Annotated in this window: 16 protein-coding genes; 7 read left to right on the forward strand and 9 right to left on the reverse strand. The window is 53.7% G+C overall.

Annotated features, from left to right (window positions below; genetic code table 11):
* Nucleotides 1-141: 141 nt before the first annotated feature.
* Both NDQ72_00650 and NDQ72_00655 read left to right on the forward strand, forming a co-directional pair.
* Complete coding sequence (locus NDQ72_00650) at nt 142-2,253, forward strand: adenosylcobalamin-dependent ribonucleoside-diphosphate reductase (protein ID WKD28489.1); 2,112 nt, start codon at nt 142-144, stop codon at nt 2,251-2,253.
* 59 nt (nt 2,254-2,312) lie between these two features.
* Entirely contained in the window at nt 2,313-3,107 is a 795-nt protein-coding gene (locus NDQ72_00655; protein ID WKD28490.1) for a ribonucleoside-diphosphate reductase, read from the forward strand.
* Nucleotides 3,108-3,250: 143 nt separating this feature from the next.
* On the opposite strand, the gene NDQ72_00660 is transcribed toward NDQ72_00655, so the two are convergent.
* Nucleotides 3,251-3,991: a Crp/Fnr family transcriptional regulator gene (locus NDQ72_00660; protein ID WKD28491.1), complete on the reverse strand. Its 741-nt coding sequence runs from the start codon at nt 3,989-3,991 to the stop codon at nt 3,251-3,253.
* Nucleotides 3,992-4,179: 188 nt separating this feature from the next.
* Nucleotides 4,180-7,029, reverse strand: a complete 2,850-nt coding sequence (gene uvrA / locus NDQ72_00665; protein ID WKD28492.1) for an excinuclease ABC subunit UvrA — start codon at nt 7,027-7,029, stop codon at nt 4,180-4,182.
* A 171-nt stretch (nt 7,030-7,200) separates the two neighbouring features.
* Here uvrA and NDQ72_00670 point away from each other — a divergent pair, with 171 nt between their 5' ends.
* The 4 genes from NDQ72_00670 to NDQ72_00685 all read left to right on the forward strand — a co-directional run bounded on the left by NDQ72_00670 (nt 7,201) and on the right by NDQ72_00685 (nt 11,088).
* A complete protein-coding gene (locus NDQ72_00670; GenBank protein WKD30323.1) occupies nt 7,201-8,580 on the forward strand; it encodes an MFS transporter in 1,380 nt (459 codons plus the stop codon).
* Nucleotides 8,581-8,748: 168 nt separating this feature from the next.
* Entirely contained in the window at nt 8,749-9,408 is a 660-nt protein-coding gene (locus NDQ72_00675; GenBank protein ID WKD28493.1) for a single-stranded DNA-binding protein, read from the forward strand.
* 58 nt (nt 9,409-9,466) lie between these two features.
* Complete coding sequence (locus tag NDQ72_00680; GenBank protein WKD28494.1) at nt 9,467-10,357, forward strand: sugar nucleotide-binding protein; 891 nt, start codon at nt 9,467-9,469, stop codon at nt 10,355-10,357.
* Complete coding sequence (locus NDQ72_00685; protein WKD28495.1) at nt 10,354-11,088, forward strand: 1-acyl-sn-glycerol-3-phosphate acyltransferase; 735 nt, start codon at nt 10,354-10,356, stop codon at nt 11,086-11,088. The genes NDQ72_00680 and NDQ72_00685 overlap by 4 nt, the downstream gene beginning before the upstream one ends.
* Before the next feature lie 86 nt (nt 11,089-11,174).
* Here NDQ72_00685 and fabB read toward each other — a convergent pair whose 3' ends face one another.
* Entirely contained in the window at nt 11,175-12,392 is a 1,218-nt protein-coding gene (fabB, locus tag NDQ72_00690) for a beta-ketoacyl-ACP synthase I (protein WKD28496.1), read from the reverse strand.
* Between the two features lie 12 nt (nt 12,393-12,404).
* Complete coding sequence (gene fabA / locus NDQ72_00695; protein WKD28497.1) at nt 12,405-12,920, reverse strand: 3-hydroxyacyl-[acyl-carrier-protein] dehydratase FabA; 516 nt, start codon at nt 12,918-12,920, stop codon at nt 12,405-12,407.
* Between the two features lie 276 nt (nt 12,921-13,196).
* Here fabA and NDQ72_00700 point away from each other — a divergent pair, with 276 nt between their 5' ends.
* The gene (locus NDQ72_00700; protein WKD28498.1) at nt 13,197-15,038 is read left to right on the forward strand and encodes an EAL domain-containing protein; all 1,842 of its coding nucleotides are present in this window, start codon (nt 13,197-13,199) and stop codon (nt 15,036-15,038) included.
* A 28-nt stretch (nt 15,039-15,066) separates the two neighbouring features.
* Here NDQ72_00700 and NDQ72_00705 read toward each other — a convergent pair whose 3' ends face one another.
* Genes NDQ72_00705 through NDQ72_00725 form a run of 5 tightly spaced genes read right to left on the reverse strand, consistent with a single transcriptional unit; the run spans nt 15,067 to nt 19,749 of the window.
* Nucleotides 15,067-15,585: a DUF2878 domain-containing protein gene (locus NDQ72_00705; protein ID WKD28499.1), complete on the reverse strand. Its 519-nt coding sequence runs from the start codon at nt 15,583-15,585 to the stop codon at nt 15,067-15,069.
* Nucleotides 15,586-16,854 carry a cyclopropane-fatty-acyl-phospholipid synthase family protein gene (locus tag NDQ72_00710; GenBank protein ID WKD28500.1) on the reverse strand — a complete coding sequence of 423 codons (1,269 nt, stop codon included), beginning with the start codon at nt 16,852-16,854 and terminating at the stop codon, nt 15,586-15,588.
* On the reverse strand, nt 16,851-17,615 hold the full coding sequence (locus NDQ72_00715) for a DUF1365 domain-containing protein (protein ID WKD28501.1): 765 nt from the start codon (nt 17,613-17,615) through the stop codon (nt 16,851-16,853). Before NDQ72_00715 ends, NDQ72_00710 begins: the two co-directional genes overlap by 4 nt.
* The gene (locus NDQ72_00720) at nt 17,612-18,967 is read right to left on the reverse strand and encodes an FAD-dependent oxidoreductase (protein ID WKD28502.1); all 1,356 of its coding nucleotides are present in this window, start codon (nt 18,965-18,967) and stop codon (nt 17,612-17,614) included. The genes NDQ72_00715 and NDQ72_00720 overlap by 4 nt, the downstream gene beginning before the upstream one ends.
* Nucleotides 18,964-19,749: an SDR family NAD(P)-dependent oxidoreductase gene (locus NDQ72_00725; protein WKD28503.1), complete on the reverse strand. Its 786-nt coding sequence runs from the start codon at nt 19,747-19,749 to the stop codon at nt 18,964-18,966. The genes NDQ72_00720 and NDQ72_00725 overlap by 4 nt, the downstream gene beginning before the upstream one ends.
* Nucleotides 19,750-19,758: the final 9 nt, after the last annotated feature.

Consider the following 19,758-nt stretch of genomic DNA (forward strand, 5'->3'; position numbering starts at 1 on the left):
TGATTTTTCTATATGTAGTAGTCTTTAACAAGAAAAATGCCGCATATAGTGTAAAGTCAAGTCTATACTTCATAGTCGCAGAACGTATAATCGCACCGTTTTGAGCGCTAATTTCACCCCGTTGTGAAGGAGTTTCGCGACATGAGCACCGCAGCAAAGGCTATGAAGACTTCGAATGACGTCCCACTACAGGTTCCCTCAAAAGATATCTGGGATGCTAAATATCGGTTAAAAGATCGCCATAGCCAACCTGTTGATCAGGATGTGGGTGCTACCTTTGAGCGTGTCGCACGAGCGTTAGCGGCGGTTGAAGGTGACAATGCTAACGAGTGGCTGCCAAAATTCCGCTGGGCGTTAGAAAACGGCGCTATTCCTGCCGGACGAATCCTTTCCAATGCGGGCGCTGAAGCCTACAAACCTGCGGTCAGCCTGATTAACTGCACGGTTTCGCGCACTATTCGCGACTCTATGCGCGATATTCTTGACTCCGTCGTTGATGCTGGCATGACGTTGAAGTCTGGCGCCGGTATTGGCTACGACTTTTCGACGCTGCGCCATAAGGGAGCATTTGTGTTTGGCGCGGGCGCTGGCACCAACGGGCCGCTGGCGTTTATGGATATCTACGACAAAATGTGTTTCACCGTGGCATCCGCAGGTGGTCGCCGAGGCGCTCAGATGGGCACCTTCGACGTTGGCCACCCTGATGTTCGTGAGTTTATCCAAGCTAAGCGAGAAGCCGGTCGTCTGCGCCAGTTTAACCTTAGCCTGTTGATAACCGACGAATTTATGGAAGCCGTGAAGCACAACGCCGACTGGCCGCTGGCGTTTCCATTGCACCCTGGTGAAAAAGACGATGTAAAAGCGGGCGATTTGATTTATCGCGACTGGCCCGTCATTGAAGAGGGCTATACGGTCGATAATGAAGGCCGCGTGGCTTGCCGTGTCGTTGAAGTCATTAAAGCGCGCGAGCTGTGGGACACTATTATGTCCTCGACCTATGACTACGCTGAACCTGGGTTTATTTTGATTGATCAAGTCAATCGCATGAACAACAACTGGTTCTGCGAGGATATCCGCGCGACCAACCCGTGTGGCGAGCAGCCGCTGCCGCCAGAAGGCGCTTGTCTGCTGGGATCGGTCAACTTGACCAAGTTTGTGATTGAGCCGTTTAGTGACAAGCCACGTTTTGATTGGGAACGCTACCGCAAGGTGGTAGCGATCTTCACGCGTATGCTCGATAACGTCGTGGAAATTGCTGGCTTGCCACTGCCGCAGCAACAGCGTGAGATTGAAGCCAAGCGCCGCCACGGCATGGGCTTTTTGGGGCTTGGTTCAACGATGACCATGCTTAAAATTCCCTATGGCTCCCAAGCGTCGCTGGCCTTTACCGAAGAAGTTAGCCGCCACCTCGCGCTGGAAGGCTGGAAGCAAGCGCTAGAGCTGTCTAAAGAGAAAGGCATGGCGCCTGTGCTTGAGCAAGAGCACACGATTACTCCGAAGATGATGCGTGAGCGCCCCCAACTCGCCGCCGATGGTTATGAAGTGGGTGATAACGTACCAGGACGCATCCTGCATGCCCGCTATAGCCAGTATATGGCGAAAGTGGCTGAGCTCGATCCTGAGTTGGTCACCCAGTTGGCGGAACATGGTGCACGCTTTACCCACCACAGCTCGATTGCGCCCACTGGCACGATTTCGCTGTCGATGGGTAATAACGCCTCCAACGGCATTGAACCCTCGTTCTCGCACCGTTATTTCCGCAATATCATTCAATCGGGTAAGAAAACCAAAGAGCAGGTTGAAGTTGTCTCGTTCGAGTTAGCCGCTTATCGTCACTTTATTGCCGCCGATGCGGTGGAAAGCGATTTACCCGACTACTTTATTACCGCAGATTCTGTGTCGCCTGAGCAGCACGTGGCCGTGCAGGCGGCCGCTCAGCAGTGGATCGACTCGGCAATCTCTAAAACAGTTAACGTGCCGACAGAGTTCCCGTTTGAGAAATTCCAGGACCTCTACCTACAGGCGTATGAGAGCCGCTTAAAAGGCTGCACTACATTCCGCTTCAACCCAGAAGCGTTTCAGGGCGTTCTGGTACGTGAAGATGATTTAAAAAACACCACCTACGTGTTTGAGCTGGAAAATGGCGAGACCTTAGAACTGGCCGGCGATGAAACGGTGGTCTACGACGGTGAAGAGCATAACGCCGCCAACCTGTTTGATGCCTTAAAAGAGGGCACCTACGGCAAATGGTAAGGGTGGGCTACGCCTTGCTACGAACATCGCCCGACACCCTTTGCTAAGTGGAGAACACCATGGCTGTAGAAATTACCTCAAAAATCGTTGGTTACCGTATCAAGCAGCAGGAGCAAACAGCGCCTGCCCCTGAGCTTCCAGAAGAAGACCCGCTAACGGTCAGGATTCCTTCGCGTCCAGAGGGTACGTTAGAGGCGGTATCCGAAAAAATCTCTTATGTGGGGGCGGAAGGCCGCAAAAAAGTTTACCTGTTGGTCTCTTTTATGCCGGTAGAAGGCGTGGTGGGTGGCCGACGTGTGGTCATTGAGCGCCCGGTTGAGTTCTTTTTCCCATCAGGACAGCTTTCCAGCGAGCATCAATGGATTACGGCGACGATGCGTAGCCTTTCCCTTGCTGCGCGCGGGGGATATGTCACCCAGGCAGTGGCTGACCTGCGCAAAGTGGCGTGGGATAAAGGGTTGGTGCGCTGTGGTATGAACCGTTGGAACAAGCCAATGTTTCACGATTCCGAAGTGGCGGCGATTGCCTGGTCGATCCAGCAGATTCTTTATCGGCGTGGGTTCTTGGACCAGGATGGTAACCAAGTACCGGTAGAAATGTTGGTAGAGCGCTATGCGCATCGCATGCAGCATGGTCATGCATGGCAACCCCCGGTCGATGAGCTAGACACCAGCCCAGCGGTTGGCGACGTGGAGCCGATTGGCGGTGCCGCTGAGCAAGAAAACGCTGTAAAAAAGCCTGAAGGCAGTGGCCCGGCAGTCGTGGGTAACTGTCCTGAGTGTCGCGGTGAGCTTATTATGATGGATGGCTGCCCAACCTGCTATGCAGGCTGCGGCTGGTCTAAGTGCGGCTAAGCCAGACAAACCCACTAGAACGCTAACCAACAACGCCGCGTGGCCTAGAGAGCCACGCGGCGTTGCTTGTTTTGAGAACAAAAAATTTTAAGAGCAGCAAGTTTTAAGAACGAATAATCTGCCGTTGATTCAGGCGCTAAGACTCAGACGCTAATAAGTAGTGGCCTGACGTTATCGGTTAAATAGCAGTCGTCGAATTCCCCTTCGGTAGCCAGTGCCTTTAAATCGGGAATAGTGACGTTATGGCGGTCACGGAACACCAAGCCATCTTCACTCAATGCACTAAAGGTTCGGCTCACATGAACCGGGCTTAAACCTAGAATATCGGCTAACTGTTCTTGAGAAAGTGGCAAGCGGAACTGTTCGCTGATGTCATGATTGGTTTGGCGTAAGCGTAGGTACATTTCATGGAGGAAATGGGCCATTTTTTGCCTAGCACTACGCCGCGCTAAGTTGACCAGCCGTTCCGTGAGTAGGGCTTGGTGACGACTGCCAATGGCAAACATCACCGAGGTCAGCGTTAGTGACTGACGAAATAGCTCTAGCATGCGCTTGTGGGGAAAATGGCAGACCACGCCGTCAGTAATCATGCGCACGTTTTCCAGCCGCTTGGAAAACGCAAACTCTCGCAAACCGATAATATCGCCAGGCAAAAATACTTCCAGAATTTGCCGATCACCGTTTTCTAAATGTCGATACGAGTAAGCCCAGCCACTGCGCAAGGTGCAAAACTCATTCGCGGGTGCATCAATTTCCCACAGCAGCGATCCTGCTTTGATATCGGTAGGACTCTCTTCCAATTCGGTTAATAGCGTTTTTTCTTCTTCAGTGAGTGAGCAGTAGTGACTGAAGTGGCTAATAATGCAGCTTTTATCCTGATCCACAGCTTCCTTCTCCTAAAAAGGTTAGCAACGATTAACAGGCCGCGTTGTTGATCAATATAAACGTTAATCAATATAAGCAGGGCCGTCCCATGTTGCTTGGTCTTTTCTGCTCTCTTGTCGTCTTTGGGGAGGGGCAGGTATATCGCTGTCATTTTCCAGGGGGGGAGTTGCCCACCCTGGAAGTGGCGCTAGGCGGTTTTTTTGGCACGATTACCACGTTTTAACAACGGTGCCAGGAAATGCCCTGTATGGGAAACGCTCTGCTTGGCAATCTGTTCTGGTGTTCCTTCGGCAATAATTTGTCCACCGCCAGAGCCACCTTCTGGGCCAAGATCAATAATCCAGTCGGCCGTTTTGATCACATCCAGGTTGTGCTCGATCACTACAATGGTATTGCCGTGATCACGCAAGCGGTGGAGTACCGTGAGTAGCTGACGGATATCCTCAAAATGCAGGCCAGTGGTGGGCTCATCCAATATATAGAGCGTTTTTCCGGTGTCACGCTTGGCTAGCTCACGGGCCAGTTTGACACGCTGTGCTTCACCGCCAGAAAGAGTAGTGGCACTTTGTCCTAGGCGGATATAGGAAAGACCTACATCCAATAGGGTTTGCAAACGGCGAGCGATAGCAGGCACTGGGCTGAAGAACTCCAAGGCGTCCTCTACCGTCATGGCCAGCACTTCGTGGATCGTTTTGCCTTTATAGTGGATATCCAACGTTTCGCGGTTATAGCGTTTGCCTTTACACACATCGCAGGGCACATAAATATCCGGCAGGAAGTGCATCTCTACCTTGATCATGCCTTCGCCCTGGCACGCTTCGCAGCGGCCGCCTTTAACGTTAAAGCTGAACCGGCCTGGCTTGTAGCCCCGCGAACGCGCTTCCTGAGTGCCCGCAAACAGCTCACGAATCGGGGTGAAAATACCGGTATAGGTGGCTGGGTTTGAGCGCGGCGTACGACCGATAGGACTCTGGTCAATATCGATCACTTTATCGAGCTGATCAAGCCCCTCTACCTTCTCATAGGGAGCCGGGGTCAAGGTAGTGGCGCGGTTAAGCTCACGGGCCGCAATCGGCATCAGGGTGCCGTTGATCAGCGTTGACTTGCCCGAACCGGAAACCCCCGTGACGGCAATAAACAGCCCCAGCGGCAGGCTGAGCGTGACGTTTTGCAGGTTATTGCCCGTAGCGCCGCGCACCACCAGCTGCTTTTCCGGATTGCCGGGAATGCGGTAGGGCGGTACGGCAATTTCTCGGGTGCCTGATAAGTACTGGCCGGTCAGCGAATTGGGGTTGTCCATGACGTCTTGAGGCGTGCCCTGAGCGACAATTTCGCCACCATGGACACCTGCACCAGGGCCGATATCCAGAACATGATCCGCAGCGCGAATGGCGTCTTCGTCGTGCTCGACTACGATCACGGTGTTGCCCAGGTCGCGTAGGCGCTCCAGAGTTTTCAACAGACGGTCGTTATCCCGCTGGTGCAGGCCGATGGAGGGCTCGTCCAGAATGTACATCACGCCCACCAGCCCCGCGCCAATTTGGCTGGCGAGACGGATACGCTGGGCTTCGCCCCCCGAGAGCGTGTCAGCACTGCGCTCCAGGTTCAGGTAGTCGAGCCCTACGTTAACCAAAAACTCTAGCCGGGCATGAATTTCGTTAACAATCTTATCGGCAATCTCGCCTTTGCGGCCCGGTAGGGAAAGTTCGGCAAAGTAGCGCCACGCTTCGCCAATAGGTAAGTGCACAATATCGGCAATGTTATGGTCATCGACAAACACATGGCGTGACTCTTTGCGCAGCCGCGAGCCGCCACAGGTGGCGCAGGGCTGCACGGCGATATACTTGGCCAGGTCGTCACGCACCATATTGGATTCGGTTTCCCGATAGCGACGCTGCATATTGGGTAGTACGCCTTCAAAGGCGTGCTCGCGCGTTACCTTGCGGCCGCGGTCACCCACATACACAAAGGGAATCTGTTCGCTGCCACTGCCATTTAAAATAATCTCACGCTCATGGCTGGCCAGCTCAACCCATGGCGTTTCAAGCTCAAACTGATAATGTTTAGCCAGCGCCTGGAGTTGGGTAAAGTAATAAATATTGCGCCGATCCCAGCCCTTAATCACGCCTTCTGCTAGCGATAGTTCCGGGTGGCTAATCAACTTGTCGGGGTCAAAATATTGCTGAACGCCTAAGCCATCACAGGTGGGGCAGGCTCCCGCCGGGTTGTTGAACGAAAACATCCGCGGCTCAAGTTCAGAAAGCGAATAGCCACACACCGGGCAGGCAAAGCGTGCCGAAAAGGCGAGGTCTTCCTGATCGCCATCCATAAAGTGGATCATCGCCGTGCCGTCGGCGAGATTAATTGCGGTTTCAAACGATTCTGCCAGACGCTGGGCAATATCATCGCGCACTTTAAAACGGTCAACCACCACGCTGATATCGTGCTTCTTGCGCTTGTCGAGCGGGGCAATATCGTCAAGTTCTAGCACTTGACCATCAATCTGCACCCGAACGAAGCCTTGGGCCCGTAGTTCTGCCAGCAGTTGCAGGTGCTCCCCTTTACGACCTTTCACTACTGGCGCAAGCAGCATTAATTTGGTGCCTTCGGCCAGGTTCATGACTTGGTCGACCATTTGGGAAATGGTCTGTGCTTCCAGTTCCTCGCCGTGCTCTGGACAACGTGGCGTGCCTGCCCGAGCGAACAGTAGACGCAGGTAATCGTAAATCTCGGTAATCGTGCCGACGGTAGAGCGTGGGTTGTGGGACGTAGATTTCTGCTCAATAGAGATCGCAGGCGAAAGCCCTTCGATGTGATCCACATCGGGCTTTTCCATCATCGAAAGGAACTGACGCGCATAGGTGGAAAGCGACTCCACATAGCGGCGTTGCCCCTCAGCGTAGAGCGTATCGAACGCCAGCGACGACTTACCTGAGCCGGAAAGACCGGTAATGACGATAAGTTTGTCGCGGGGCAGCTCCACATCGATCTGCTTGAGGTTGTGGGTGCGTGCACCCCTGACCAGAATGCTGTCCATCAACACCTCGAATCGCGTGGCAAAAGTGTAATTATACGTTTGCTGTACCCCTCCCGGCAAAGCTCCATATTGATATGGGGTCAGCGCTTGGCGTTTCCAGCGTGGATACAAAGCGCTAGAATGGACGGTTATCTCGGGCTGTTCAGCCTCTTTATTGACCACAAGGGTATTATGCGCAAGGTTTCCGCACTGCTGCTGGCCACTGAACGCCGTGCAATCAGCGGCTTAGCCGGGCTTTATGCGTCTCGTATGCTGGGGTTGTTTATGGTGCTGCCGGTGTTGGCGCTTTACGCCGACACCTTAAGTGGTGCTACCCCCCTGTTAATTGGTGTCGCATTAGGTGTCTATGGGCTAACTCAGGCAACGCTACAGATCCCCTTTGGCCTGCTGTCAGACCGTATTGGTCGTAAGCGCGTTATTGCCATGGGCTTGCTGATTTTTGCCGTAGGAAGCGTGGTCGCGGCTATGGCAGACTCCATTGGCGGGGTTATTTTGGGTCGCGCGCTGCAGGGCTGTGGGGCCGTTGCTGCCGCGATTATGGCGCTACTGGCCGACCAAACCCGCGAGCAGGTGCGGACGGCGGCGATGGCCACGATTGGGCTCTCCATTGGCGTGTCGTTTGCTATTGCCATGGTTCTAGGCCCCTGGCTGGCGGCTTGGGCGGGCCTGTCGGGCGTTTTTTGGTTTACGGCGCTGTTAACGCTCGTCGGTTTAGGGGTGCTTTGGCGATGGGTGCCACCCGCACCACGCCGTTTGCGCCACCGCGATGTGGGGATGGATCGCCAGCAGTTTAAAAGTGTTATTACGCGCCCCGATTTATGGCGGCTAGATCTGTCGATTTTTTCGCTGCATCTGGTGTTAATGGCGATTTTTGTTGCTGTTCCTTTCCGTCTATTAAATGCAGGCGTCGCGATTGAGTATCACGGGCTGGCTTACCTAGCGATTATGGCGCTGTCATTTATTGCTATGGTGCCGCTGGTGATCGTGGCAGAGAAATACCAGCGCATGAAATTAATATGCCTGCTGGCAATCGGCGCCATTGTCATTAGCTTGGGCAGCTTGGGGCTGCCATTCTCCCAAGAGAGCTGGCTGTTCGCATGGCTATTTGTTTTTTTTACAGGATTTAACTTGCTCGAAGCCACGCTGCCATCAATGCTCAGTAAGTTGGCACCCGCGGGTGCTAAAGGCACCGCAATGGGGGTGTACTCTACCAGCCAGTTTTTGGGCGCTTTTTTAGGAGGCACGCTGGGTGGCTTGTTGTCGAATCTATGGGGGCTTGATGCGGTGTTCTTCGGCTGTGCAGGGCTAGCGCTGCTGTGGTGGCTGGCGATGTGGCGTATGCCGTCACCACCGCCTCTCTCCAGCGAAGTCGTGGCACTACACGATACGCAGCCTGATGCTTTAAAGCTGTTGATGGAACATCTCGCTGATGTCGTGGGCGTGGAAGATGTGATGGTGGTGCCGGAAGAGCGCTTGATGTACCTGAAAGTGAATCGCAAAGAACTCGATCAAGCAGCGCTGACGAGATTGTTATCACCACCTAAGACGTAACGACCATTTCTGATTATTTGCACAGCAAACGTTTACACCTCCAGGTTTAAACACATAGCGAACTTTTACACACATTTGCTGCATGGCATTCAGGCCTGTCAGCCGTATCAGTGATACCCTTGAAGGCACTGGTATTGATATATGACCGATTATTGAAAGGAGCGACCTATGGCGCGCGGTATTAACAAAGTCATCTTGATTGGTAATCTGGGTCAAGACCCTGAAGTACGCTTTACGCCCTCAGGAACGGCGGTAGCCAATCTGAATTTGGCGACGTCTGACACCTGGATGGACCGCCAAAGTGGACAGCGCCAAGAGCGTACCGAGTGGCACCGTATTGTGTTGTTCAATAAAACTGCTGAGATTGCCCAGCAGTACCTGAAAAAGGGCTCTAAGGTATACATTGAAGGTCGCCTACAAACCCGTAAGTGGCAAGACCAAAACGGTCAAGATCGCTACAGCACGGAAATTGTGGCCAACGATATGCAGATGCTAGATAGCCGTGGCGGCGATTTCCAGGGTGGCGGAGCCCCTCAAGGGGGGTACGCACAGAATAACCCTGCGCAAGGTGCGCCGGCCCAGCAGCAACCCGCGCCGCAGCACCCAGCTCCTCAGCACTCGGCCCCTCAGAGTCATCAGGGTGGCGGTATGCCTCAGCAGGGTGGTTACCCTCCCCAGGGCGGTGCTCCTCAAGGTAACTATGGCGGCGCGCCCCAATCTGCTCGTGGACCACAACACAACCAGCCAGCCCCGGCTAATCAAAACAGCAATTATGGGGCTCCCGATCCAGGCAACTTCGATGATTTTGACGACGAAATTCCGTTCTGATCGCCTGAACTGAATAGTTCGCCACATTCCTGGGGTTAGGTGAGGGGGAGGTTCTGTCTTGAAGCTGCTGATACTAGATGCGGGGCACTGCTTAAGTTTGGCATTAGCCCGAGAAGCCAGTCGTCGAACGGATACTGAGCTTGTTATTGAGCAGGGTACTACGATTACCTCCGCTCAACTCCAGGCGATAACACCGGATGCGGTGATTATCCCCCCATTAGCGCACCCGCTCAGTATGGCACCTGCCGATGTAATGGCACACGCTGATGCCGTTGATGTCTGCGTCGATGCATGCCAAGCACAAGGCATTGCGTTGGTGTGGTGTGTTTCAGACCAGCTTTACGAAGACGGTTTTGAAATCCCCATCGATGAACATGTGGTGCCTGCCCCCCGGGATGAGAGCCTGCGCCGCTTAGTGCAAGCGGGCGACCGTATTCGTGCTGAGTATCACCGGCACCTCATTGTTCGCTTAGGCCCCTTGTTTGCGCTGGAAGGCAGCCATGCGTGGCTAAACGAAATAATTGACAGTTTGATGATTGGGCAGTCTGTTCGCGCCGCTGAAGATGTCATTTTTTGCCCTACGTCTGCCGATGCTGTCGCCATGGCGTTGATAGGCATGCTGCAGCAGCAAGTCTGTGGGGCCGATGCTTGGGGGGCTTACCACTTAGCAGGCACCGAGCCTGTCAGTGCGTTTACGTTTACCTCAATGGTTCGCACCCAACTGGCAACCCATCTGGAAGGTCGCGGCGAAAGTGTCGCCCTTGGCGAAGTACAAGCACTTAACCATCACCATGATGCCAAGCTGCGGCGCGTACTCAATTGCCGTCGTGTGCTCGATGTTTTTGGTGTCCATCAAAAGCCATGGCGGCTGGAGGTAGGGCGAATGCTGGATGCGTGGTGTTTGATGCGGGAACAACAGCAGGGCGAAGGGACAGGAGAGTTGGCTTGATCAATCTGGTTCGCAGCTTGGTTTTTTATGTGGGATATTTTTCTGCCATGCTGTTGATTGGCATTCTTTTTTTGCCAATTGCACCGTTTTTGCCGTTGGCTGCCCGTTATCGTTTGCTAAACCTCTATAACCATTTTTTGATGGCGTGGTTCAAAGTTGCGTGTGGCGTGCGATACGACATTCAAGGGCGAGAAAATATTCCGGCGGGCCCCTGTGTGATCCAGGCCAACCACCAATGCGAGTGGGAAACGGTGTTTCTGCAGGTGATGAAGCCACCTGTTTGCACGGTATTAAAGCAGGAGTTATTGCGACTGCCTATTTTTGGTTGGGGGTTACGTTTGTTGCGACCGATTAGCCTGGATCGTTCTAAGCCTGCTCGCGCTATGAAACAAGTGTTGACGCAGGGTGTCGCGCGACTGGGAACTGGGCTTTCAGTGCTTATTTTTCCAGAAGGAACGCGTGTCGACCCAGGGGTCCGAAAGCGCTACAACAAGAGTGGTAGCGTGGTGGCCTGCCGAGCAGGCGTGCCGGTGCTGCCAGTGGCGCATAATGCTGGTGAGCGCTGGCCCGGTCGCCATTGGGTAAAGCGCCCCGGCGTGCTTCGGGTCCGTATTGGTGCGCCTATAGAAACTGCAGGCCGTACCCCCGATGAGGTGCTGGTGGATGTTGAAGCCTGGATTGAAGGGCAGTTGCAAGAGATTTCAGAGGTGCCTCGGCCAACTTCTCGTTAAGTTAAGCAATCTTTCGATGAACATAAAAACGGCGCCTTAAGGCGCCGTTTTTATAGCGTATTGCACATGCACTGCATGACTAGGAATTAGCCATTAAAGCGCTGAAAAACCAAGCAAGCGTTAGTGCCGCCAAACCCAAAGCTGTTGGAAAGCACTCGGTCGATGGTAACGCCATCACGTCGTTCTCTAACGATGTCGAACCCATCCGCCTGCTCATCAAGATGCTCGATATTAGCTGAGGCGGCGACGAAATCATTTTGCATCATTAGCAGCGAATAAATCGCTTCTTGAACGCCGGTTGCGCCTAACGAGTGGCCGGTAAGCGACTTGGTTGAGCTCATAGCAGGGGTGGTATTGCCAAACACCTCACGGATCGCCTTCAGCTCAGCCACATCGCCCACCGGCGTAGACGTGCCGTGGGTGTTGATATAATCAATATCACCCTTAACCGTCGCCATGGCCTGACGCATGCAACGCGTCGCACCTTCCCCGGAAGGGGCAACCATATCGTGGCCGTCGGAGGTGGCACCGTAGCCCACCAATTCGCCGTATATCTTGGCACCGCGGGCTTTAGCATGCTCCAGCTCTTCAAGCACTAACATGCCACCGCCACCAGCAATGACAAACCCATCACGAGCTTGATCATAAGGGCGAGAGGCTTTCTCTGGCGTATCGTTGTAATGGGTTGAAAGGGCACCCATCGCATCAAATAAGCAAGAAAGGGTCCAGTGCTCTTCTTCGCCACCACCGGCAAACACGATATCCTGCTTACCAAGCTGGATTTGCTCCATCGCACTACCAATGCAGTGAGCAGACGTCGCGCAGGCGGATGAGATAGAAAAATTAACGCCTTTAATCTTAAATGGCGTTGCCAAGCATGCCGACACGGTGCTGCCCATAGTACGGGTAACACGGTATGGCCCCACACGACGCAGGCCTTTTTCGCGCATGACATCGGCTGCTTCTACCTGGTTCGCGCTGGATGCCCCGCCAGACCCGGCTATAAGCCCAGTCCGTTCGTTGGACACCTGCTCTTCAGAGAGCCCCGAATCTGCAATGGCTTGTGCCATAGAAACATAGGCATACGCTGCAGCGTCGCCCATAAATCGGCGCAGTTTGCGGTCAATGAGAGAATCAAGGTCGATGTCGACGCTACCCGCTACATGGCTACGGAAGCCGCGTTCGGCGTACTCTTCCTTAAAACGAATACCGCTGCGCCCGCTTTTGAGCGCGTCTAAGACCTGTTGCTGGTCGTTGCCTAAGCACGATACGATGCCAAGGCCGGTGACTACCACTCGTCGCATGGGAGCCTCCTGTCAGAAATTCGCAGTGGAGGTGAATAGGCCAACGCGCAAATCATTAGCCTGGTATATATCGCGTCCGTCGACGGATACAGTGCCGTCGGCGATGCCTAGAATAAGCCGACGGGTAATAATGCGCTTCACATTAATGTGATATGTCACTTTTTTCGCGTCGGGTAGAATTTGGCCGCTGAATTTGACCTCGCCACAGCCCAGTGCACGTCCACGGCCTGGGTGGCCAAGCCAACCCAGGTAGAAACCCACAAGCTGCCACATGGCATCTAGCCCCAAACAGCCTGGCATGACTGGGTCGCCGGGAAAGTGGCAATCAAAAAACCACAGGTCCGGGGTGATGTCCAGTTCGGCGATTAGCTCGCCTTTACCATGCACACCACCTTCTTCGTGAATGTGCATGATGCGATCAAGCATCAGCATGTTGGGAGCCGGAAGCTGTGCGTTGCCTGGGCCGAATAGCTCGCCGCGCGAGCAGGCCAGCAGTTCTTCGCGATCAAAGGAATGTTGCTTGGTCACTGAATCGTTCCGAGTATCAAGATGGTAGTTGGGTCTAGTCTACTTCCCGAAACCTCTGAATGCACGTTGTTGGGCACTTATCGTGTTTTCTCTACAGCTTTTTACCTGCCTGCCGATAGAGGTTGTTAGTATTTCGTTATTTCAAATACGCGATTCTGCACAATAAACGCCCTATTGACGTAATATGGTGTATCCATGTTTTTTTGTTAAGCGGCATGATGCCAGATCTGTAACCCATGCCCTGTTTGGCTCATTTATAGGACACACTAAACCGCCATGTGGCTGCCTGTTTCTCTTAATCGTCCGCTGGTATGGATGGCGTTAATAGCGCTGCCCGCTTGTGTGTGGGTGCCTGACTCGGCGTTACGTATGGTGGCGGCCAGCTTGGTTGTATTTGGTATGTGGGATGCTTGGAACCAAATACGCCAACAACATTTACGGCTACGCCTTTCGCAAAATGCCATAGGGTTGGCGAGCGACGCCATTGTCATCAGCGATGTGCATAACCGCGTCTTGACGGTTAATCCCGCCTTTACACAAATTACCGGCTTCGAAAGTCAGGAAATGATTGGCCGTAAGCTAGAGACGTTAGCGGCGCAGCGTCACGATAAAGCGTTTTATCAGACGTTTTGGAGCACGTTAAAGGCGACTGGCCGTTGGGAGGGCGAGATGTGGAATCGCCGCAAGCACGGTGATGAGTACCCCGAGTGGTTAAAGGTCCGTGCGGTTACCGACAAACGCGGCAAAATTACTCACTTTATCAGTCTCTTTACCGATATTTCCTCCCAAAAAGCCCGCGAGCGTGATTTGCGCCGAATTGGCTATGAAGACCCACTAACGGGGTTGCCAAACCGGCGCCGCTTACACGATCTGATGTCCTCTCGGCTGCGCCATTTGCGTGCGGGTGAAAGCTTGGATATGGCGTTGATTGATATTGACGGGCTCAAGTCGGTGAATGACAGCTTAGGGGTCGAGCAGGGCGACCGTTTGTTAGCGCGCTTTGCCCAACGATTAACGGGTTATATGGCTGGCAGTGTAGTGGGTAGGTTGGGTGGTGATGAATTTATGGTAATTCGCACGACCACCTTCGACGACCATGATCAGTGGGTAGCAACCCTGCGTGAGCACATGAGTCGACCATTCGAAATAAAAGATCAATCGCTACGTCTGGGGTTAACGATTGGTAGCTGTCGTGCCCCTGAAGATGGCAGTGATTCAGGCGTGCTGTTTCAGCGGCTTGAGTCTGCCTTATATAGTGCCAAGCGCTTAGGGCGTAATCTCAGTCAGCGGTTTCGCCCCGCGCTGGATAAACAAGATAACCCCCAGCTTGCTCTGGTGAGCGATTTACGGGCTGCGTTGATTTCCGGTGACCAGCTAGAACTGCATTACCAAACTCAGCATCACCCAGGGACTGGCGATTTAGTGGGAATGGAGGCGCTGCTGCGCTGGCGTCACCCTGAGGATGGCATGATCTCGCCAGGTGATTTTATACCGCTTGCTGAACGTCATGGACTGATGGCCGAACTCGGTAGCTGGGTGATCGAAAAAGCCTGTGCCCAGCAGGCGCATTGGCAATACAGCGGTATGCCAAAAGTGACGGTATGGGTCAATATTTCTGCGCTGCAGCTTTTTCAGGGAGACCTGGAAACTCAGCTGTCTAGTTGTTTAGAACGCTACCAGCTAAAAACGTCGCAAATTGGCTTGGAATTGACGGAATCTGTTTTGCTGGACGAACGCGCCGGGGATATGGGGCCTCGCCTGCAGGCGCTGCGTAACCAAGGCTATGCGATTGCCATCGATGATTTTGGTACTGGCTATTCATCGCTGGGTTATTTGAAGCGACTGCCGGTAGATAAAATTAAGCTAGATCGTGCGTTTATTCGTGAACTACCTCATGATCAAGCGGATGCCGCTATTGTAACGGCCGTGTTGGCGATGGCAGAGGGGATGGGACTGGAAGTGGTCGCCGAAGGTGTAGAAACTCAGGAGCAGTGTCAGTTTCTGGTTAACGCCGGCTGTACGTTAGTGCAAGGGTTCTATTTTGCGAGGCCCTTACCTGCTGCAGAGCTTGAACAGCGTTGGGCGCCGCGAATCCTGGCTGAATCAGTGCCTTCGTGAATGCTAAACGCCATGCTTGAAGCAAGTATTAATGAACGCCAGAGGCAGCGACCTTGTGGTTAGTGTAACGGCTGATACACCAACATAGCACTGCCCAAATAATGGCCTGTGCCGGCAGTAACCAGGGGGCTAAGCTAACGCCGGTGAGCGCTGCGCCGCCAACATAGGACAGTGGCCCGCTGACTGCACCGCAGACCGCCGCAATCATTGGGTGTTGCCACAGCCAAGCAAGCGAGTGAAATACCAGCGTTGCAAACAGCGGCCATAGCATCCAAAGCCACAGTGGCAGTAAGCCAGCCACCAAGGTGTCTTCACCGAAGTCGAAACCTCCAGCCAAATGGAGGCCTCCGTCTAACGCCAACCCCAATAGTGCAAATACACCAATAAAACGCCATTCGCCGGGCTTGGCGCAGCGCCAGAAATGCCAGCCTAGCAGCGCACTCCCTATAATGGCAGCTACCCATGATCCACCCAGAACGCACAGCAGCCAGCCCACTTCGAAGCGTAGTACATTGAACAGCAAACCGTGCCAGCGTGGGCTAGCCATTTATAGTGCGCCCGTTAACGGTTCGGGTTTGGCAGCTGGTTTGGCCAGCAATAAGTGGCACGTACCAATAGAGCGCTCAATAAAGCCTCCCTCGCAGTAGCACAAATAGTAACGCCACATACGAATAAACCGTTCGTCGTACCCTTGCTGCCTTATCTGCTCTAGGCTGGTTTCAAAGCGATGTCGCCACTCGCGTAGAGTGCGGGCATAGTGCTGGCCAATTTCATCAAGCGCTACCACGTTCAGTGAGGTTTTGCGCATCACGCTGGTTAGCATGGCGTGATGAGACGGCAAAAAACCACCGGGGAAAATATAGCGCTTAATAAAGTCCATATCCCGCTTGGCTTCTTCAAACCGTTGGTCGCGGATAGTGATGGCTTGCAGCATAGCCTGGCCATCGTCGGTCAGCAGGCTGTCGACCTTTTCAAGGTAGGTGTTCAAATACTGGTGGCCGACGGCTTCAATCATCTCAACAGAAATCAGTCGATCGTAGCGACCTGTCAGCTCACGATAATCCTGCTTTAGCAGGGTGATTTTATCGTCAAGTCCCTCTTCTTTAATACGCCGGGCGGTATGGGCGTACTGCTCTTTAGAAATGGTGGTGGTCGTGACATGGCAGCCACGAGTTTTGGCGGCGTGTATTGCAAGACCACCCCAGCCAGTACCAATTTCTAGCAAGTGGTGTTCTGGGCGTACATCTAGCTTTTCGAGCATGATGTCGAGTTTGTAGGTAGACGCTTCTTCCAAGCTGGCTTCTGGATAAGGGAAAACAGCGCTCGAGTACATCCAGTGGCGTTGATCAAGAAACGTGGCAAACAGGTCATTGCCAATATCGTAGTGTGCCGAGATATTACGCTTTGAACCGGAAAGGCTATTGCGTTGGAAGCGATAGGCAGCGCCAAGCAGCCAGCGGGTGAAACGGGCGCTTCCATTTTCCATTTTACCGTTTACGTGATCCAGATTGGCCGCAAACAAACGCACCAAGGCCACTAAGTCATCAGCATCCCAGTCGCCATCCATATAGGATTCAGCTGCGCCCACTGTGCCGCCAAACGCGAGCCTTTTCCAGGCGCGGGAGTGACGAATCACGACGGTCACCTGAAGCGGCCCTGCTTGACCCAGGTGGTGACACTGGTTGCCTTCAATCAAGGTGATACGGCCACCCTGGAAGGCATCTAATTGAGTCATCAGGCGAGGCTTCAACCAGCGAGTCAAACGATCCTGGTTAACCGGTTGTATGTCAGGGGGCGTAGAACGCAGGGTCGTCATTTTGAAGTTTCCTTGCGCTTAGGGTGGTTATAAACGGGGATGCGCTTCAGCCAGAGGCGAAACGCTTCAAAATGAATTCCCGCCACGGTTTTCAGGCTCATCCAGGGCTGACGTGCAAGCGTTGCTAATAGAACGCCGCGTGTCGCTGGCGCAGCCTCTAACGTAAGCGTGGCGTCGAAATGGCGCTGCCCGCTTTGCCAGTTTTCCATGTGCAGATAGAGCTGATCGCCGGGTGCGTTGAGCTTCCAGCGGTAGGTCATTCCCATGGGGTTAAACGGCGATACATGCATGGCTTTATCAAAGCTTGCATGATGGCTATGACGAGCTGGGTCGATCCGACAGGCATAGCAGATACGCTCTTTCCAGGGCATATTAGTGACTTCACCAACCACAGCCGCCAGCCTGCCAAGATGGTCATAGGCGTAGTACATCGAAACAGGATTGAAGACCGTGCCAAAGGTGCGTAATTGGGTCAGTACGTAAATCTTGCCACTGGGGGCACTACCCAACTGACGCATTAGCTCCTCGCGTACCGCCGTACGCAATGGCTTATCCGTAGGGCCGAGATAATCTTCGCGACGAAAGCGTGCTAGTGCTGGCCTTCGGGCACTAAAGCAAGGCACATTGTCAAACAGGGTCGGCAACTCATCCAAGTCGAGCCATGCCATCCAAACGCGGTAACTGAAAGCGTGCTCTTTAGGAGTGAAGCGACGGTGGCGCAAAGTGCCGCGGTAAATACGCGAGCGAGGCGCGGTAATCATCCGAGCCCCTCCCCAACACTGTTAGTGGGCATCAGGTCATGAGCCGGGAGTGCTGTGGGCGTTGTTGGCGGCGCAGCGGCTTCATCACAACCTAGCGCTTGGGCAACCCGCAGCGCGCTCCATACCCCATCTTCGTGAAAGCCATTGCGCCAGTAAGCGCCGCAGAAGTGAGTGCGCCGAGCAACCGAGGATATCTCGTCATGGCGCATTTGCGCTGCCTGTCCTGCCAGTGTGAATTGGGGGTGGGCATAGGTATAACGTCCGAGCACTTTCGCAGGGTCAATGCTGTTGGAATCGTTTAGCGTGACGCAAAAAGTCGTCTCGGCTTCTTTCAATCGCTGCAGAATATTCATGTTGTAGGTAACAGACACCCGCTCATCTGCTCCCCGACCATCTAAGCGATAGTTCCAGCTAGCCCAGGCGCGCTGCCGCCGAGGTAGCAGCGAGGTATCGGTATGCAGCACGACCTCGTTATCTTGATAAGGCATGGCGGCAAGAATGTCTTGTTCAGCGGGAGTCGAGTCACCGAGCATCGCTAACGCCTGATCGGCGTGGCAAGCCAGCACCACATGATCAAAGCGCTGTGTGCCTTGTGCTGTGGTGATCATTACGCCGGTGGCGTTTCGCTCAATACGCGTCACTGGGGTGTTCAGGTGAATGCGCGCTGCGTATGGCGCTGTCATGCTGGGAATGTAGCGTTTCGAGCCGCCAACTAAGGTATGCCATTGCGGGCGGTGGTTAACCGATAGCAAGCCGTGATTGCGGAAAAAACGCACGAAGAACGTCAGCGGAAAGGCGCGTAGATCGCCAATGCTCGCAGACCAAATAGCAGCCCCCATGGGCAGCAGATAACGTCGCTGAAAAGCGTCATCGTAGCCATGTTGGTCAAGGTATTGGCCTAGCGTTGTGTCGCTGGGAAGCCGCTTGGCCTCTAAGTCAGCCGTTGCTTGTTTGTTAAAGCGCAAGATATCGCGTAACAGACGATAAAAAGCGGGGCTAAGTAAGTTGCGCCGCTGGGCAAATAGCGAGCCTAGCGTATGGCCGTTATATTCAAAATCAACATTGGTTTCATGCACCGAAAAACTCATTTCGGTGGCTTGGCTAGGCACTTCAAGCGTTTCTAGTAAGCGTTGGAAATGGGGATAGGTCCAATCATTGAAAACAATAAAGCCTGTGTCGATAGCGTAGGACTTCCCCCCGACCTCCACGTCCATCGTGGCTGTGTGCCCGCCAAGACGCCCGTCTGCTTCAAACAGAGTGACTTCATGCTGGGAGGATAAGTACCAACCCGCTGCCATGCCGCTAATACCGCTGCCAATAATGGCGATACGCTGTGAAGCCATGTTGCTCATTGTTGCTCCTCTTGACGTCTTGTCATGCGTAGGCCGATATGACGACGCAGCGCAGGCGGTAAAATTCCTAAACATTTCACCAGATAGGTGAAGCGACGCGGAAAGTGAATATCCAGTCTTCCTTTGACAAGACCGGCAATGATGGCATCGGCCGCTTGGTCCGCGGTGACTTGCATGGGCATTGGAAAATCATTGCGATCGGTCAACGGGGTTTTAACAAAACCTGGGTGAATGACGCTGACATCAATGCCTTCTTGATTGAGGTCGAGGCGTAATGATTCCAAAAAGTAACTGATAGCTGCTTTTGAGGCGCCATAGGCTTCGGCTCTGGGCAGCGGTAAATAGGCAGAAGCACTAGAGGTGGCGGCTAGGCGAGCAGGTTTGCCCTCTTTGCGGGCCGCTCTTAATAACGGCAGGGCTGCTTCCACGCCATACAGGGTGCCAAACAGGTTTGGGGTCAAAACCCGCTCAATCAGCGCCATATCAAAATGCTGCGCGTCTAGATATTCGCAGGTGCCTGCATTGAATAAGGCAATATCCAGTGCGCCCAGCCATGTGCTGATCTGCTCACCCGCTGCAAGCACTGCTTGGTGGTCGCTGATATCAACGGGGAGCGAATAAGCATTGGGGTGACCGCCACATAAATCATCTAGCGCCTCTTGGTTTCGAGCACTAAGCACAACATGGTGACCTTGGGCGATGAGCTTTGTGGCAAGCGCTTCACCAATGCCTGACGTGGCACCTGTGAGCCAAATGCGTTGGGGCGTTTTCCATGTGCTCATCATGCTCTC

This window comes from Halomonas sp. KG2 (genome assembly GCA_030440445.1).
Taxonomy (GTDB): Bacteria; Pseudomonadota; Gammaproteobacteria; order Pseudomonadales; family Halomonadaceae; genus Vreelandella.

What these genes read in the sequence shown, in the direction of transcription:
- NDQ72_00715 (WKD28501.1), bottom strand. Translation starts at nt 17,615, where the DNA reads ATGATTACCGCGCCTCGCTCGCGTATTTACCGCGGCACTTTGCGCCAC.
- NDQ72_00725 (WKD28503.1), bottom strand. Translation starts at nt 19,749, where the DNA reads ATGAGCACATGGAAAACGCCCCAACGCATTTGGCTCACAGGTGCCACG.
- NDQ72_00720 (WKD28502.1), bottom strand. Translation starts at nt 18,967, where the DNA reads ATGAGCAACATGGCTTCACAGCGTATCGCCATTATTGGCAGCGGTATT.
- NDQ72_00675 (WKD28493.1), top strand. Translation starts at nt 8,749, where the DNA reads ATGGCGCGCGGTATTAACAAAGTCATCTTGATTGGTAATCTGGGTCAA.
- fabB (WKD28496.1), bottom strand. Translation starts at nt 12,392, where the DNA reads ATGCGACGAGTGGTAGTCACCGGCCTTGGCATCGTATCGTGCTTAGGC.
- NDQ72_00700 (WKD28498.1), top strand. Translation starts at nt 13,197, where the DNA reads ATGTGGCTGCCTGTTTCTCTTAATCGTCCGCTGGTATGGATGGCGTTA.
- NDQ72_00705 (WKD28499.1), bottom strand. Translation starts at nt 15,585, where the DNA reads ATGGCTAGCCCACGCTGGCACGGTTTGCTGTTCAATGTACTACGCTTC.
- NDQ72_00655 (WKD28490.1), top strand. Translation starts at nt 2,313, where the DNA reads ATGGCTGTAGAAATTACCTCAAAAATCGTTGGTTACCGTATCAAGCAG.
- NDQ72_00670 (WKD30323.1), top strand. Translation starts at nt 7,201, where the DNA reads ATGCGCAAGGTTTCCGCACTGCTGCTGGCCACTGAACGCCGTGCAATC.
- NDQ72_00650 (WKD28489.1), top strand. Translation starts at nt 142, where the DNA reads ATGAGCACCGCAGCAAAGGCTATGAAGACTTCGAATGACGTCCCACTA.
- NDQ72_00710 (WKD28500.1), bottom strand. Translation starts at nt 16,854, where the DNA reads ATGACGACCCTGCGTTCTACGCCCCCTGACATACAACCGGTTAACCAG.
- uvrA (WKD28492.1), bottom strand. Translation starts at nt 7,029, where the DNA reads ATGGACAGCATTCTGGTCAGGGGTGCACGCACCCACAACCTCAAGCAG.